The following is a 15,943-nucleotide window of genomic DNA, read 5'->3' on the forward strand; positions in this document are numbered from 1 at the left end:
CCTATCAGTCCAGCCACACATAGCCGGCGAGCCGCCCGGTGGTGCGGTCCCGGCGGTACGAGAAGTGATCGCCCGACTCCAGCGTGCACACCGGCGACTGCGCCCGGTCGAGCACCCCGGCGCGCGCGAGCTGTGCGTGCACTCCGGCGCTCACGTCGACCGCGGGAGTGCCCCAGCTTGTCTCTGCATGCGCCGTCGGCTCCATGGCGGCCACCTCGGCGCGCATCGCCTCCGGCACCTCGTAGCACCGGCCGCAGACGGCGGGTCCGGTGCGGGCGACGATCCGGGCCGGGTCGGCGCCGAGCGACTCCATGGCGTCGATCGCGGCGGGCACGATCCCCTTCACCATGCCCGGCCGGCCGGCGTGGGCGGCCGCGACCACTTTGGCGACCGGGTCGGCCATCAGGACCGGCACGCAGTCGGCGGTGAGGACGGCGAGGGCGAGTCCTCGGGCCGCGGTCACCAGCCCGTCGACGTCGGGCGTGAGCCGGGTGGTCCACGGACCTTCGACCTCGGCCACGTCGTTGCCGTGGACCTGGTTCATCCAGACCACCCGGCCGGGGTCCAGGCCGAGCGACTTGGCGGCGATCTCCCGGTTGGTCCGTACCACGCCGGGGTCGTCGCCGACCGCCCCGCCCAGGTTGAGCTCCTCGTACGGAGCGGCGCTCACCCCGCCCCACCTGTCGGTGAAGGCGAAGTGCGCGCCGCTCACGGTTTCGCGCTGTCCTATCACGTCGTAAGGATCACTTGAGGAAGTCCGGTACGTCCAGTTCCTCGGCCGCGCTGTCCGTGTAGGAACGGGACGGCGGGACCGGCGGGGCGACCGGGATGTCGGCCACCGGCTCGGGCGCCGGCTCCGGCTCCTCCTTCGGGGTCACGCTGCCGAGCGAGCCGAAGGAGGGGCGCTCGGGCTCCCGTCGTGCCGGAGCGGGCTCCTCGCGGCGGGCGGAGGCCGAGGACGAGCCGAGGACGTTGTCCCGGCGGGCCGGGGGCTGGCCCCCGTCGAAGCCGGCCGCGATGACCGTGACGCGGACCTCGTCGCCGAGGGCGTCGTCGATGACCGCACCGAAGATGATGTTGGCCTCGGGGTGGGCGGCCTCGCTGACCAGCTGGGCGGCCTCGTTGATCTCGAAGAGGCCGAGGTCGGAGCCGCCGGAGATGGAGAGCAGCACGCCCCGGGCGCCGTCGATGGAGGCCTCCAGGAGCGGCGAGGAGATCGCCATCTCGGCGGCGGCCACCGCGCGGTCGTCGCCGCGGGCCGAGCCGATGCCCATGAGGGCCGAACCGGCCTCGGACATGACCGACTTGACGTCGGCGAAGTCGAGGTTGATCAGGCCGGGGGTGGTGATGAGGTCGGTGATGCCCTGGACACCGGAGAGCAGGACCTGGTCGGCCGACTTGAACGCGTCGAGCACCGAGACCTGGCGGTCCGAGATGGACAGCAGCCGGTCGTTCGGGATGACGATGAGGGTGTCGACCTCTTCGCGCAGTTCGGCGATGCCGTCCTCGGCCTGGTTGGCGCGGCGCCGGCCCTCGAAGGTGAAGGGGCGGGTGACCACGCCGATGGTGAGGGCGCCCAGCGAGCGCGCGATGTTGGCCACGACGGGCGCGCCGCCGGTGCCGGTGCCGCCGCCTTCGCCGGCCGTCACGAAGACCATGTCGGCCCCCTTGAGGACCTCCTCGATCTCCTCACGGTGGTCCTCGGCGGCCTTGCGGCCGACGGCCGGGTTGGCGCCGGCGCCGAGTCCACGGGTGAGTTCACGGCCGACGTCGAGCTTGACGTCGGCGTCGCTCATCAACAGCGCCTGTGCGTCGGTGTTGATGGCGATGAACTCGACGCCCTTGAGACCGACCTCGATCATCCGGTTGATGGCATTGACACCACCGCCGCCGACACCGATGACCTTGATGACTGCGAGGTAGTTCTGCGGTGCTGCCACGTCGAAGGCCTCTCGCCTCGAATTACGTTGCCGTCCACGTGCGGGGTCCGCGCGGGACGGCAGATGCCGATTGGGACGGTCCGTAGCGCCGACCCGAACCCTAACGTTGAAGTTTAGGGTTACCAGTGTGTCTGTTCCCTGGAGTCTTCTGAACAGGACACTAAGTCGACAAGTGGCGCGCGTTCAACGAACACGCCGAACCTCCCGTTTTTCTTTTCACCCTATGTGATCAGGCATAGCAGTGCCCAACCAGGGTGCTGGCCTGCGCTGATGTGCGTCAACTCGCTGATGACGCAGGGGCGGTGGGAACGCTTACGTCGAAGTGCCGGGCCCCGGAAGCCGCTTTCATGAGCGCGGTGAGCGTGCGCGCCTTGGCGGCGCCGTTCTCGGCACTGCCCCACTCGACGGTGCGGCCGCCGCCCAACTCCAGCGAGATGTCGTCGTAGGAACGGACCTTGAGGGTCCGGGTGTCCCGGCGGACGGCGGCCGGAATGGCACGCGCGACCTCGACCGCTTCCCGCACCAGCCGCTCGGTGCCGAACCGGCGCAGGCTCGCGGTGGCCGAACCCGACCGGGAGAGAGTCAATTCCAGCGCCGGAACGCCTTTCGGTGCCTGCGAAACCATGGCGAACCGGACGCCTTTCCTGTCCACTTCGGTGAACTTTCCGCCCTTTTCGATGAGCAGCACCGGAGTGCGCTCGATTACTTTCAGCCCGATTCCACGGGGCCAGGAACGGACCACGTCCACCACGTCGATGCGGGGCAGTCTCCGGCGCAGCCGAGCCTCGATCCCGTCGGTGTCGACGGACACCATGGGCACCCCGACCGGGACGTCGGCGGCCTCCAGGACCTGCTCGGGCGTCAGAACGGCCGTACCGGACACGGAGACATGGCGCACGCGCAGCCATGGGGAGCCGTACAGCAGCCAGACGGAGCCGGACCCGAGGAGCAGCACGCACAGCGCCAGGACGACGGTCCTGCGAAAGCGGCGGTTCCGCAGCCGCCGGACGAGCGGCGGGCCGGACGACCCCTGCTGGCGTTCACCGCGTTCGGCGGTGGTGGTCGGTCCGGCCACGCTGCTCACTTGCCTTTCGTCATACGGTCCTACCGGCTTGAGGCGATCGCCTCGTACACCATGCCGACGAGCAGGTCGTCGGCGTCCCGGCGGCCGAACTCGCTTGCCGCGCGGGACATCTCGTACAGCCGGTGGGGGTCGGCGAGCACGGGCAGGACGTTCTGCTGCACCCACTCCGGAGTGAGTTCCGCGTCGTCGACCAGCAGGCCGCCGCCGGCCTTGACCACCGGCTGGGCGTTCAGCCGCTGTTCGCCGTTGCCGATGGGCAGCGGGACGTAAGCGGCCGGGAGCCCGACGGCGGAGAGTTCGGCGACGGTCATCGCGCCCGCGCGGCAGAGCATCATGTCGGCCGCGGCGTAAGCGAGGTCCATCCGGTCCAGGTAACTTACCGGGATATAGGGGGGCATTCCCGGCATCTGGTGTACCTGCGGCAGTTCGTTCTTCGGGCCGACCGCGTGCAGGATCTGGATGCCGGCCTGCTGGAGCCAGGGCGCGACCTGCTGGATGACCTCGTTGAGGCGGCGGGCGCCCTGGGAACCGCCGGAGACCAGCAGCGTGGGCAGGTTGGGGTCGAGGCCGAAGCGGTGCCGGGCCTCGGGACGGGCCGCGGCGCGGTCCAGGAGGGAGATGGAGCGGCGCAGCGGGATGCCGATGTAGCGGGCGTCGCGCAGCTTGCTGTCCGGGGTGGAGACGGCGACCTTGGCGGCGTACCGGGAGCCGATCTTGTTGGCGAGGCCGGGGCGGGCGTTGGCCTCGTGGATCACGATGGGCACGCCGAGGCGCTTGGCGGCGAGGTACGCGGGCAGGGCCACATAGCCGCCGAAGCCGGCGACGCAGTCCGCCTTGGTGCGCTCCAGGATCTGCTCGGCGGCCTTGATGGTGCCGCGCAGCCGGCCGGGGACGGTGATCAGCTCGGGGGTGGGCCTGCGGGGCAGCGGCACCGCCGGGATCAGCGCCAGCTCATAGCCCCGCTGCGGGACGAGCGTGGTCTCCAGGCCGCGTTCCGTGCCCAGGGCCGTGATCCCCACGGTGGGGTCCTGCCTGCGCAGGGCGTCCGCGAGGGCGAGCGCGGGCTCGATGTGGCCGGCGGTCCCCCCACCAGCGAGTACGACATGCACCGAAATTCACCGCTCTCCGGACGAGCGCGCCACCGGGGCACGCCGTCGCATCGTGTTCCATCTCCGAGGCCCCCGAGGGCCCCCGGCTCCCCGCTTTCTACCAAAGCGAGGTTGCCGCATCGCAAGCGCCGCCCGCGCAGCGGGCTCGTCGCGTGCGAAGGCGATCAGCAGCCCGATGGCGAACATGGTCGGCAGCAGGGCGGAGCCTCCGTAGGAGAACAGCGGGAGGGGGACGCCGGCGATCGGCAGCAGGCCGAGCACCGCACCGATGTTGATCACCGCCTGGGCGGTGATCCAGGTGGTCACACCTCCCGCGGCGTACCTCACGAAGGGGTCCTCCGTGCGTCCGGCCACGCGGATACCCGCATAGCCTAGAGCCGCGAAGAGGGCCAGTACCGACAGCGTCCCCGCCAGGCCCAGTTCCTCACCGGTGACGGCGAAGATGAAGTCGGTGTGGGCTTCGGGGAGTTGGCCCCATTTTTCCACACTCGCACCGAGTCCGGATCCGAAGAGCCCGCCGCTGGCCAGGGCGTAGATGCCATGAACCGCCTGCCAGCAGTCGGCGACCCCGGTCTTCGGTTCGGTGGCGCCGATGCAGGCGAGCCGGGCCATCCGGTTGGGGCTGGTCTTGATGAGGATGAACCCGAGCACGCCCGCGATGGACAGCACACCGGCGAACAGCCGGGTCGGCGCCCCCGCCAGCCACAGCAGGCCGAACAGGATCGCGGTCAGGATGATCGCGGTACCCATGTCGCCGCCGAGCATGATCAGCCCGAGCAGCAGGAAGCTCACCGGAACGAGCGGCACCAGCATGTGCTTCCACTGGGTCAGCAGCCGTCTCTCCTGCTTGCGGGCCATCAGGTCGGCGCCCCACAGCACCAGGGCGAGCTTGCCGAACTCGCTGGGCTGGATCTGGAAGGAGCCGCCGAGGGAGATCCAGTTCTGGTTGCCGTTGACCGACATGCCTATCCCCGGCACCTGCACGAGCGCCATCATGAAGACGGCTCCGGCGAGGATCGGGTAGGCGAGCGCCCGGTGCAGTTTCACCGGCATGCGGGACGCGACGAGCAGCAGTACGCCGCCGATGGAGGCGGCCAGGAACTGTTTGCGGAAGAAGAACGAGCCCGGCAGCGACATCTGCAGCGCGGTGATCTGGGAGGCCGAGTAGACCATCACAAGACCCAGCACGATGATGAACAGACTGCCGCCGAGGATCAGGTAGTACGCGGTCAGCGGCCGGTCCCAGGCCCGGTGGGCGCGCGTGTAGAGCCGCCGCAGCGGGTTCTCGCGCGACGCCCGGGGCGTGGCGGGCCGCCGGACCGCTCGCTGTACGGGCGGCCGGCCGGTGCGGCTACCGGGCATCAACGCCTCCGCTGAACGTCGACCGTCCCACGCGTCCCTCCCAAGGTCGCCCGGCAGGCGGCCGGGTCAGGCGCCGAGTTCGCGAACAGCCTGGGCGAACGCGTCACCGCGCTTGTTGTAGTTGGCGAACATGTCCATGGAGGCACAGGCGGGCGCAAGGAGCACCGTGTCTCCGGCGACGGCGAGTCGCCGCGCCTCCTGGACCGCCGCGAGCATCGCCCCAGTGTCGGTCCGGTCGAGGTCGACGACCGGGACTTCCGGCGCGTGTCGCGCGAGGGCGTCCCGGATGAGGGCGCGATCGGCGCCGATGAGCACCACACCGCGAAGTCGCTTTGCCGACTTGGCGACCAGTTCGTCGAAGGTCGCGCCCTTCGCCAGACCGCCCGCAATCCACACGATCGACTCATATGACGCCAACGAGGCTTCCGCTGCGTGCGTGTTGGTGGCCTTGGAGTCGTCGACGTAGGCGACCCCGTCCACATCGGCCACGTGCGCGATGCGGTGGGCGTCCGGGGTGAAGTTCCGCAGCCCGTCCCGTACGGCCGTGGGGGGCACCCCGAAGGCGCGGGCGAGGGCCGCCGCCGCGAGGGCGTTGGCGATGTTGTGCGGGGCCGGCGGGTTGACGTCGGAGACCTCGGCCAGCTCCTGGGCGTTCTTCTGCCGGTTCTCGACGAAGGCGCGGTCCACGAGGATGCCGTCCACGACGCCGAGTTGGGAGGGCCCCGGGGTGCCGAGGGTGAAGCCGACGGCCCGGCAGCCCTCCTCGACGTCGGCCTCGCGCACCAGCTCCTCGGTGAGCTTGTCGGCGACGTTGTAGACGCAGGCGACCCGGTTGCCCTCGTAGATACGGCCCTTGTCCTTGGCGTACGCCTCCATGGAGCCGTGCCAGTCGAGGTGGTCGGGGGCGAGGTTCAGTACGGCCGCCGAGTGGGCGCGCAGCGAGGGCGCCCAGTGCAGCTGGTAGCTCGACAGCTCCACGGCCAGGACGTCGTACTCCTCGTCCCCGAGGACCGCGTCGAGCAGCGAGACGCCGATGTTGCCGACGGCGGCCGTGCGCAGGCCGGCGGCCTTCAGGATGGACGCCAGCATCTGGACCGTGGTGGTCTTGCCGTTGGTGCCGGTGACGGCCAGCCAGGGAGCCGCGTCGGGGCCGCGCAGCCGCCAGGCCAGCTCGACATCGCCCCAGATCTCGATGCCGGCCGCACGGGCCGCCTGGAACAGCGGCTTGTCCGGCTTCCAGCCGGGCGCGGTGACGATCAGTTCGGTGCCCTCGGGCAGGGTGGCGCCGTCTCCGAGCCGTACCGTGACGCCCAGCGCCTCCAGTTCGGCGGCCTGCTCACGCGCGCGTGCGTCGTCGCCGTCGTTGACGACCGTGACGATCGCGCCCCGCGCGTGCAGCACCCTGGCCGCCGGGACACCGGAGACGCCGAGCCCGGCGACGGTGACGTGCTTGCCCTGCCAGTCGGTCACTTGTCCGCTGCCCATCCTGCGTAGAAGAGGCCCAGTCCGACAATCACACAGATGCCCTGGATGATCCAGAAGCGGACCACCACAAGGACTTCGGACCAGCCCTTGAGTTCGAAGTGGTGCTGGAGCGGTGCCATCCGGAAGACGCGCCTGCCGGTGAGCCGGAAGGAGCCGACCTGGATGACGACCGACATGGTGATGAGGACGAACAGACCGCCCATGATGGCGACGAGGAGTTCGGTGCGGGACAGGATCGCCAGGCCCGTGAGGACACCGCCGAGCGCGAGCGAACCGGTGTCGCCCATGAAGATCTTGGCCGGCGAGGTGTTCCACCACAGGAAGCCGAGGCAGGAACCCATCAGCGCGGAGGCGATGACCGCGAGGTCCAGCGGGTCGCGCACCTCGTAGCAGGCGTTGGGGTTGGTCAGGGTGACCGCGTTGGCGCAGGACTCCTGGAACTGCCAGACGCCGATGAACGTGTAGGCGCCGAAGACGAGCACGGAGGCGCCGGTGGCGAGGCCGTCCAGACCGTCGGTCAGGTTCACGCCGTTGGACATCGCGAGGATCATGAACAGCGCCCAGACCACGAACAGCACCGGGCCGATGGACCAGCCGAAGTCCGTGATGAACGACAGCTTCGTGGACGCCGGGGTGTTGCCGCGGGCGTCGGCGAACATCAGCGACAGCACCGCGAAGGAGATACCGACGATCAGCTGGCCGGCCATCTTCGCCTTGGCCCGCAGGCCCAGCGAACGCCGCTTGACGATCTTGATGTAGTCGTCCAGGAAGCCGACCAGGCCCATCCCGCACATCAGGCCGAGCACCAGCACGCCCGAGTAGGTCGGGGTGTAGCCGGTGATCACCTTGGACAGGAAGTAGGCGGCGACCGTCGCGAAGATGAAGGCGATACCGCCCATCGTCGGCGTACCGCGCTTGCTGGCGTGCTCGCGCGGGCCGTCGTCACGGATGTACTGGCCGTAGCCCTTGCGGGCGAGGAGCTTGATCAGCAGCGGGGTGCCGACCAGGGTCAGGAAGAGACCGATGACGCCCGAGAAGAGGATCTGCTTCATCATCGGGCATCAACACCCTCGGCACCGGACTCCAGAAGCGCCTGCGCAACGCTCTCCAGGCCCACCGACCGTGATGCCTTCACGAGGACGACGTCCCCCGGGCGCAACTCGCTGCGCAACAGGTCGACCGCCGCCTGTGCGTCGGACACGTGCACCGACTCCTCACCCCACGAACCCTCGTTATATGCGCCCAGTTGCAGCCAGGAGGCTTCCACTCCCCCGACGGCGACGAGCTTGCCGACATTGAGCCGGACGGCGAGCCGTCCGACCGCGTCGTGCTCGGCGAGCGCCTCGTCCCCGAGCTCGGCCATCTTGCCGAGCACCGCCCACGTGCGTCCCCCCTTTGCCTGTGAGGCTGTGCCCATGGCCGCGAGCGCGCGCAGCGCGGCTCGCATGGACTCGGGGTTGGCGTTGTAGGCGTCGTTGACGATGGTCACGCCGTCCGGGCGCTCCGTGACCTCCATACGCCAGCGGGAGAGGGAGCCCGCCTCGGAGAGCGCGAGGGCGATCTCTTCCGCGGACATGCCCAGCTCATGGGCGACGGCGGCCGCGGCGAGCGCGTTCGACACGTGGTGCTCACCGTACAGGCGCATGGTCACATCGCTTGCACCGGAGGGTGTGTGAAGGCTGAACGCGGGCTGTCCCGTGTCCGTGAGTCGTACGTTCTCGGCCCGTACGTCCGCTTCGGCCGACTCTCCGAAAAGGACCACCTTCGCCTTGGTACGGGTGGCCATGGCCCGCACCAACGGGTCGTCCGCGTTGAGGATCGCGGCGCCGCCCTCCTCGGCCGCGGGCAGGGCCTCCACCAACTCGCCCTTCGCCTGGGCGATCTGCTCCCGGCCGCCGAACTCGCCGATGTGGGCGGTGCCGACGTTGAGGACCAGGCCGATCTTCGGGGGCGTCAGATCGGTGAGGTAGCGGATGTGGCCGATGCCGCGGGCGCCCATCTCCAGCACCAGGAACTTCGTCTCCTCGGTGGCGGACAGGGCGGTCAGCGGCAGCCCGATCTCGTTGTTGAGCGAGCCGGGTGTGAACACGGTCGGCGCCTTGGTGCGCAGCACCTGGGCGATGAGGTCCTTGGTGCTGGTCTTGCCGGCCGAGCCGGTCAGCGCCACGAGGGTCGCGCCGAGCCGTCGTACGACATGGCGGGCGAGGGCTCCGAGGGCCCTCTGGACGTCGTCCACGACGATCGCGGGCACGCCGACGGGGCGCGACGCCAGTACGGCGACCGCGCCCTGCTCGACGACCTGGGCGGCGAAGTCGTGGCCGTCCACGCGCTCACCCGCGAAGGCGGCGAAGAGACTGCCCGGCCCCACCTCGCGGGAGTCCCGGACGACCTCACCGGTGACCAGGACGGACGGATCCGGTATGTCGTGCGTCTGCCCGCCGACGACTTCTGCGATCTCGGCGAGAGAGAGGGCGATCACAAGTTCATCCCCTGGGTCTTCTGGATTTTCATCCCTGGGTTTTCTGGATGGCTTCGCGGAGGACCTGACGGTCGTCGAAGGGACGGATCACGCCGGCGATGTCCTGGCCCTGCTCGTGGCCCTTGCCGGCGACCAGCACGGTGTCGCCGGGGTGCGCGCGGGCGACGGCGGCTTCGATCGCGGCGGCCCGGTCCTCGAAGAGGAGCACCTCGCCGCGCTCGTGGGCGGGCACCGACGCCGCGCCTTCGAGCATGGCCGCGAGGATGGCGAGAGGGTCCTCGGAGCGGGGGTTGTCGGAGGTCAGTACGGCCGTGTCGGCGAGCCGGGCCGCGGCGGCGCCCATCGGGGCGCGCTTGGTGCGGTCGCGGTCGCCGCCGCAGCCGAGGACGACGAGCAGCCGGCCCTTGGTGACCTTGCGAAGCGCCCTGAGGACCGACTCGACGGCGTCCGTCTTGTGGGCGTAGTCGACGACCGCGAGGTAGGGCTGTCCGGCGTCCACGCGCTCCAGACGGCCCGGGACGCCCGGCACCGCGGCGATGCCGTCGGCGGCGGTCTGCGGGTCGAGCCCGGCGGCGGCGAGGGCGACGATCGCGGCGAGGGTGTTCGCCACGTTGAAGGGGCCAGGCAGCGGCGACTTGGCGGCGACCCGGACGCCCCCGGGCCCGGTGACGGTGAACGTCGAGTCCATCGGGCCGATGTGGACGTCGGTGGCCCGCCAGTCGGCGTCCGGGTGGCCCTCGGCGGAGTAGGTGACGACCGGGACGGTGGCCTCCCGGGCGAGCCGGCGGCCGTACTCGTCGTCGGCGTTGACCACTCCCCGTCTGCTGCGTTTCGGGGTGAAAAGCTGCGCCTTGGCCCGGTAGTAGTCCTCCATGTCGGAGTGGAACTCCATGTGTTCCGGGCTGAGGTTGGTGAAGACGGCGATGTCGAAGACGCAGCCGTCGACCCGGCCGAGGACCAGGGCGTGGCTGGAGACCTCCATGGCGACGGCCTCGACCCCGCGCTCGCGCATCACGGCGAACAGGGCCTGGAGGTCGGTGGCCTCGGGGGTGGTGCGCTCGGACTTGATGCGCTCGTCGCCGATGCGCGTCTCGACCGTGCCGATCAGGCCGGTGTTGCGCGTGGTCTTCAGACCGCCCTCGACCAGGTACGCCGTGGTGGTCTTCCCGGACGTGCCGGTGATGCCGATCTGGAGCAGGTCGCCGCCGGGACGGCCGTAGATGGTGGCCGCGAGTTCGCCCATCCGCGCGCGCGGGTCGTCGACGACCAGGACCGGCAGGCCGGTGGCGGCGGCGCGCGCGGCGCCCGTCGGGTCGGTCAGTACGGCGACCGCGCCGAGGCCGGCGGCCTGGGCGACGAAGTCGGCGCCGTGCAGCCGGGCGCCCGGCAGGGCGGCGTACAGGTCGCCGGGGCGGACCGCGCGCGAGTCATGGGTGATGCCCGTGACCTCGGCGCTGCTGTCCGGTTCGGCGGCACCCAGCTGGCCGGCGAGTTCCGCGAGGGGTGTGGCGGAGGTCCGTACCGGCCTGGGCGGCCCCGGATGTGTCACGGAAGCGCCCTTCTGGGTGGTTTGGGACTGATCAGCGTGTGGCACGGCGGTGAGCGTACCGGGCGCACCCGCTCCGGAGCGAAGCGAGGGGCGCGGGGTCCCGTGGTTCCCGGGATCGGGGGTGATCGTTGTCACGAGCTCGTTCCTGGTGGTCTGTGCGAAGTGCTGAGGTGCTGATCAGGGCTTGTAGTCGACGGGCAGGTCGGCCGCCTTGGCGCCGGTCGGCGGGATCTGGAGGGTCTTGAGGGCGAACTCCATCACCTGCTTGTAGATCGGGCCGCAGATCTGGCCGCCGAAGTAGCTGCCGGCGGTGGCGTTCTGGATGGCGCAGTAGACGGTGATGCGGGGCTTGTCGGCGGGTGCGAACCCGGCGAACGACGAGGTGTAGCCGCGGTACCTGCCGGTGGCCGGATCCACTCGGTTGGCGGTGCCGGTCTTGCCGGCGACGTTGTAACCGGGGATGGCCGCCTTGGCGCCGGTGCCCTGCTCGTCGTCCACGACGGACTCCAGCATCTCGGCGAGCGTCGTGGCCGTCTTCGCACTGATCACGCGGGTCTTCTCGGGCTGGGCGGCCGGGGTGTAGCGGCCGTCGGCGCCCTTGGTGCCGCGCACCAGGGTCGGGTCGACGCGGACCCCGCCGTTGGCGATGGTCGAGTAGACGGAGGCCGCCTGCATGGCGTTGATGGAGAAGCCCTGGCCGAAAGGAATCGTGTACTGCTGCGACGTCGACCACTTGTCCGGCGAGGCCAGGATGCCCTTGGTCTCGCCGGGGAAGCCGAGCCCGGAGTAGCTGCCGATGCCGAACTTGCGCAGGTACGAGTAGAGGACCTGGTTGGCCTGTTCCTGGGTCTTGCCGAGCTGGCCGGCGGCGAGGATGGTGCCGATGTTGCTGGACTTGGCGAGCACGCCGTTGAGCGTGAGGTACCAGGTCGCGTGGTCGACGTCGTCCTTGAAGAGCCGGTCGCCGCGGTGCAGCCGGTTGGGCACCACCACGTGGGTGAGCGGGGTGGCGGCGTTCTGCTCCAGGACGGCCGCCATCGACATCACCTTGGCCGTGGAGCCGGGCTCGTAGGCGTCCTGGAGGGCCGCGTTGCCCATGTCGGCGGAGTCGGCCGTCGACAGGTCGTTCGGGTCGAAGCCGGGCGAGTTGGCCATGGCCAGGATCTGGCCGGTCCTGGTGTCCTGGACGACCACATAGCCGCGGTCCGCCTTGGACTTCTTGACCTGCTCGGTGATGGCGTTCTGCGCGGCCCACTGGATGTCGCGGTCGATGGTCAGCTCGACGTCGGAGCCGGCCACGGCCGGGGTCTCGGTGGAACCCGCGGTGGGCACCTCGCGGCCGCCGGACTGGGCGTAGCGGATCTTGCCGTCCTTGCCGGTCAGCTCCTTGTCGAGCTGCTGCTCGATGCCGCCGCCGCCCTTGCCCTCGGCGTTGACCCAGCCCAGTATCCCGGCGGCCAGGTCGCCGTTCGGGTACACGCGCTGGCTGCTCGGGTCGGCGAAGACGCCGGCCAGCACGTTGACGGTGTTGGCGTCGGTCCCGGCCTTGGCGGTGAGCGCGGCCTTCAGGTCCTTGATCTGCTTCCAGACCTGCGGGGTCTGCCGGGTCGCGAGCCGGACGTAGCGCAGCTCCTTGTTCTTCGGCTGCAGCAGCTTGAGCAGGTCGGCCTGGTTCCTGCCGAGGATCGGGGCGAGCAGCGCGGCGGCCTGCTCGGGCCCGTCGTCCACCCTGAGCTGCTTGCTGGTGAACATCGTGGGGTCGGCGGTGATGTCGTACGCGTCCTCGCTGATCGCCAGCGCCACGCCGTTGCGGTCGGTGATCCCGCCGCGCTCGGCGGCCAGGGTGTGCACGACGTACCGGTTCTGCTCGGCCTTCGCCGCGTACGCGCTGGCGTCGACGGCCTGGACCTGGAGCAGGCGTCCGACGAAGACCATCAGCACGAGGGCCAGGGCGAGGCCGACCATGCGCAGCCGGGGACGGGGGCTGCCTAGGCGCAGGGGGGGTGCGGCCGGGGGGCGCGGGCCGCTCGGACGGCGGACCGGGCGGGCGCCGGGACCGGGGCCGGACCGGCTCCGGACGGTACCCCTGGGGTCCCGGGGGCGGGGCGGCCTGGCGGGGCCGGGCACGCGGCGGCGCGGCGGTTGCCTGTCTCCAGAAGTGTCTGGCACTTCCGTCACCTGCCGGGGGTCGTGGTCGGGGATGTCACGGGCGTGAGCGTCGGGGTCGGGGTGGGCGTCGGCGCGGGTGCCGTCACCGGCACGGAGGCCGCAGGGGTCGTCACCGGCACGGAGGCGGTGGGCGTCGGGGTGGGCACGGCGGCGGACGGCGTGCCGATGGCCTCGGGGGCGAGGGGCACGGTGGTCTGCCGCAGGGCGGCGGGGCCGGGGATGCCCTTGACGGTGCCGTCCGGGTCGAGGAAGGCCGGGTCGCCGCCGGGGACCATGCCGAGCTCGCGGGCGCGGCGCTGGAGCGCGTCGGGGGCGGAGTAGGCGTCGATGTCCCGTTGCAGGGCCTGTTCCTCGTCCGTGAGGTTCTTGGTCTGCTTCTGCAGGTCGTCGAGTTTGAACGAGCCCTCGCTGAGCGCCGAGTTCAGCACCAGCAGGCCGATCAGACCGCCGCTGAGGAGCAGGACGACGAGCAGGACGAACGGGGTGCGGGCGGCCCGGTTGGCACGGCCGGCCGGAAAGAGCCGGGCGAGCCGGGCCGCCCGTCCCCGGAGCTCGGGTTTCCTACTCACGTGTCCTCCGGTGGGTCCGGAAACCCCGCTCGCTCACTCGGCTTCCTCCCTGATGCGCTGGGCTCCCCGAAGACGCGCCGGCGCCGCCCGGCGGTTCTCGGCGACCTCTTCCTCGGTGGGAAGTTCGGCACCGCGCGTGAGCAGCTTGAGCCGGGGCTGGTACTGCTCGGGCACGACCGGCAGCCCGGGCGGCGCGGTGGTGGCGGCGCCGGCCGCGAACACCTGCTTGACGAGGCGGTCTTCGAGCGAGTGGTACGACAGTACGGCGATCCGGCCGCCGACCGCGAGGGCCTTCACGGCGGCCGGGATCGCCCTTTCCAGGACGGCCAGTTCGCCGTTGACCTCGATGCGCAGCGCCTGGAAGGTGCGCTTGGCCGGGTTGCCGCCGGTGCGCTTGGCGGCCTGCGGCAGCGAGTCCCGGATCAGCTCGACGAGCCGGGCGCTGTTGCTGAACGGCTCCTTCTCGCGCTCCCGGACGATCGCCGAGACGATCCGCTTGGCCTGCTTCTCCTCGCCGTACGCGAACAGGATCCGGACGAGGTCGCCGGCCGGGTAGGTGTTGAGGACCTCGGCGGCGCTGATGCCGGTCGTCTGGTCCATGCGCATGTCGAGGGGGGCGTCCTGGGCGTAGGCGAAGCCGCGGCCGGCCTCGTCCAGTTGCATGGAGGAGACGCCGAGGTCGAACAGCACGCCCTGCACGCGCGCGATGCCGAGGCGTTCGAGTACGTCGGGCAGTTCGTCGTAGACGGCGTGCACCAGGGTGGCGCGCTCGCCGAAGGGGGCGAGCCGCTCGCCGGACAGGCGCAGGGCCTCCTTGTCGCGGTCCAGGGCGACCAGGCGGGCCTCGGGGAAGCGGGTGAGCAGCGCCTCGCTGTGGCCGCCGAGGCCGAGGGTGCAGTCGACGACCACGCTGCCCGGCCGCTCCAGGGCGGGCGCCAGCAGATCCAGGCACCGCTGGAGCATCACCGGGACGTGTCGACTCTGGCTCAAGGGGGCCTCTCAGGTCCGGCACGGGGGACGCACCGCCGGGTCCCCGCCCGCTCGGTACGCGCGCCGCGCACGTGGGGAGACGGCCCGGGCGCCGTGCCGGGGTCTCCAGGGGATTTCACCAGCGGGGAGAGCCTCGCCTCCCGCTTCGCGTCACTTTAGTCCACCGTGTCGCGCGGTCAATCAACCGGCCTGCGCGGCGCGTACGGCGTCCCGGCCGGGGTGTGATTCATCGGGAATCACCCGGGCGGCCCCGGTTTGCCCTCCGTGTGGGTTAGCTCACAACAAGCCACGATGACGTTCTTTGTCCCCTCTCACAGCAGGCCGTGACCAGGGGTGACCAGTACCGTCATGACTATGACGACTTCCGCAGCAGCTCCCACTGGATCCGAAGGCGCCATAACCGCCGGCGGCACTGTGACGGATCGCCTGGTCGACGCCAACCGGACCTACGCGGGTGCCTTCACCGACCCCGGCATGGACGCCCGGCCCGTACTGCACGTGGCCGTGGTGGCCTGCATGGACGCCCGCCTCGACCTGCACGCCGCGCTCGGCCTGGAGCTCGGCGACTGCCACACCATCCGCAACGCCGGCGGTGTGGTCACCGACGACGTGATCCGCTCGCTCACCATCAGCCAGCGCAAGCTCGGCACCCGCAGCATCGTGCTGATCCACCACACCGGCTGCGGTCTGGAGGCCCTCACGGAGGACTTCCGCACCGAGCTGGAGATGGAGGTCGGCCAGCGCCCGGCCTGGGCGGTGGAGTCCTTCCGGGACGTCGACCAGGACGTGCGGCAGTCCATGCAGCGGGTGCGCACCTCGCCGTTCCTGCTGCACGCCGACGACGTACGCGGCTTCGTCTTCGACGTCCGCACCGGCCTCCTGCGCGAGGTCGACCCGGCCTGACCGGCTCCCGGCCCGGCTGCCCGCCTCGGAACCGACACCGCAGGCAGCCGGGCGCACCGGCCGCCGCCCCCCGGCCCGGACGCCTCGCCGTGCGTCCGGCGGACCGTGTCGCAGCGCGCCGATCCGGTCGCCCGGCCCGTGGAGCAGACCGCGCGCCCCGGAACACGCCCGCCGTAAGCTGTCGGCCCGCTGTCGAATAGGCGGTCGAAAGCCCGTAAGACCGACATAGTGCGGGCAGTTGTCCACAGGCGAGTGACACGAATCGGTAACGGCAGCAAGAATGCGGTGTGAGACGTCGCGCGGA

13 protein-coding genes are annotated in these 15,943 nt (G+C 70.9%); 1 reads left to right on the forward strand and 12 read right to left on the reverse strand.

Annotated elements, in window-relative coordinates; translation table 11 throughout:
- Positions 1–4 precede the first annotated feature (4 nt).
- From pgeF to rsmH, 12 genes are all read right to left on the reverse strand, one after another.
- Positions 5–733 carry a peptidoglycan editing factor PgeF gene (pgeF, locus tag SSP29_RS14750; protein WP_089101079.1) on the reverse strand — a complete coding sequence of 243 codons (729 nt, stop codon included), beginning with the start codon at positions 731–733 and terminating at the stop codon, positions 5–7.
- Positions 734–743: 10 nt separating this feature from the next.
- Positions 744–1,940 (reverse strand): cell division protein FtsZ, encoded by a 1,197-nt coding sequence (gene ftsZ / locus SSP29_RS14755; RefSeq protein WP_089101080.1) that lies wholly within the window; start codon positions 1,938–1,940, stop codon positions 744–746.
- Between the two features lie 277 nt (positions 1,941–2,217).
- Positions 2,218–3,015 (reverse strand): cell division protein FtsQ/DivIB, encoded by a 798-nt coding sequence (locus SSP29_RS14760; RefSeq protein WP_089101619.1) that lies wholly within the window; start codon positions 3,013–3,015, stop codon positions 2,218–2,220.
- Between the two features lie 29 nt (positions 3,016–3,044).
- Positions 3,045–4,133, reverse strand: coding sequence for an undecaprenyldiphospho-muramoylpentapeptide beta-N-acetylglucosaminyltransferase (gene murG / locus SSP29_RS14765; protein WP_089101081.1), 1,089 nt, complete (start codon positions 4,131–4,133; stop codon positions 3,045–3,047).
- A 6-nt stretch (positions 4,134–4,139) separates the two neighbouring features.
- Entirely contained in the window at positions 4,140–5,495 is a 1,356-nt protein-coding gene (gene ftsW, locus SSP29_RS14770) for a putative lipid II flippase FtsW (protein WP_089101082.1), read from the reverse strand.
- Between the two features lie 66 nt (positions 5,496–5,561).
- Positions 5,562–6,980, reverse strand: coding sequence for a UDP-N-acetylmuramoyl-L-alanine--D-glutamate ligase (gene murD, locus SSP29_RS14775; protein ID WP_089101083.1), 1,419 nt, complete (start codon positions 6,978–6,980; stop codon positions 5,562–5,564).
- The gene (mraY, locus tag SSP29_RS14780) at positions 6,962–8,032 is read right to left on the reverse strand and encodes a phospho-N-acetylmuramoyl-pentapeptide-transferase (protein ID WP_089101084.1); all 1,071 of its coding nucleotides are present in this window, start codon (positions 8,030–8,032) and stop codon (positions 6,962–6,964) included. Before mraY ends, murD begins: the two co-directional genes overlap by 19 nt.
- Positions 8,032–9,459, reverse strand: a complete 1,428-nt coding sequence (locus tag SSP29_RS14785) for a UDP-N-acetylmuramoyl-tripeptide--D-alanyl-D-alanine ligase (protein WP_089101085.1) — start codon at positions 9,457–9,459, stop codon at positions 8,032–8,034. Before SSP29_RS14785 ends, mraY begins: the two co-directional genes overlap by 1 nt.
- A gap of 28 nt (positions 9,460–9,487) precedes the next feature.
- The gene (locus SSP29_RS14790; RefSeq protein WP_150134186.1) at positions 9,488–11,143 is read right to left on the reverse strand and encodes a UDP-N-acetylmuramoyl-L-alanyl-D-glutamate--2,6-diaminopimelate ligase; all 1,656 of its coding nucleotides are present in this window, start codon (positions 11,141–11,143) and stop codon (positions 9,488–9,490) included.
- 42 nt (positions 11,144–11,185) lie between these two features.
- A complete protein-coding gene (locus SSP29_RS14795) occupies positions 11,186–12,973 on the reverse strand; it encodes a peptidoglycan D,D-transpeptidase FtsI family protein (RefSeq protein ID WP_150134187.1) in 1,788 nt (595 codons plus the stop codon).
- A gap of 209 nt (positions 12,974–13,182) precedes the next feature.
- Entirely contained in the window at positions 13,183–13,746 is a 564-nt protein-coding gene (ftsL, locus tag SSP29_RS14800) for a cell division protein FtsL (RefSeq protein ID WP_089101088.1), read from the reverse strand.
- A gap of 33 nt (positions 13,747–13,779) precedes the next feature.
- Positions 13,780–14,736 carry a 16S rRNA (cytosine(1402)-N(4))-methyltransferase RsmH gene (gene rsmH / locus SSP29_RS14805; protein ID WP_089101089.1) on the reverse strand — a complete coding sequence of 319 codons (957 nt, stop codon included), beginning with the start codon at positions 14,734–14,736 and terminating at the stop codon, positions 13,780–13,782.
- A gap of 354 nt (positions 14,737–15,090) precedes the next feature.
- On the opposite strand from rsmH, the gene SSP29_RS14810 reads away from it, so the two are divergent.
- A complete protein-coding gene (locus SSP29_RS14810) occupies positions 15,091–15,639 on the forward strand; it encodes a beta-class carbonic anhydrase (RefSeq protein WP_089101090.1) in 549 nt (182 codons plus the stop codon).
- Positions 15,640–15,943: the final 304 nt, after the last annotated feature.

Source organism: Streptomyces hyaluromycini, from assembly GCF_002217755.1.
Lineage (GTDB): Bacteria > Actinomycetota > Actinomycetes > Streptomycetales > Streptomycetaceae > Streptomyces > Streptomyces hyaluromycini.

Coding starts and splice junctions, on each gene's coding strand:
- mraY (WP_089101084.1), bottom strand. CDS start 8,032: ATGAAGCAGATCCTCTTCTCGGGCGTCATCGGTCTCTTCCTGACCCTG.
- ftsW (WP_089101082.1), bottom strand. CDS start 5,495: ATGCCCGGTAGCCGCACCGGCCGGCCGCCCGTACAGCGAGCGGTCCGG.
- murD (WP_089101083.1), bottom strand. CDS start 6,980: ATGGGCAGCGGACAAGTGACCGACTGGCAGGGCAAGCACGTCACCGTC.
- SSP29_RS14795 (WP_150134187.1), bottom strand. CDS start 12,973: ATGGTCGGCCTCGCCCTGGCCCTCGTGCTGATGGTCTTCGTCGGACGC.
- SSP29_RS14810 (WP_089101090.1), top strand. CDS start 15,091: ATGACGACTTCCGCAGCAGCTCCCACTGGATCCGAAGGCGCCATAACC.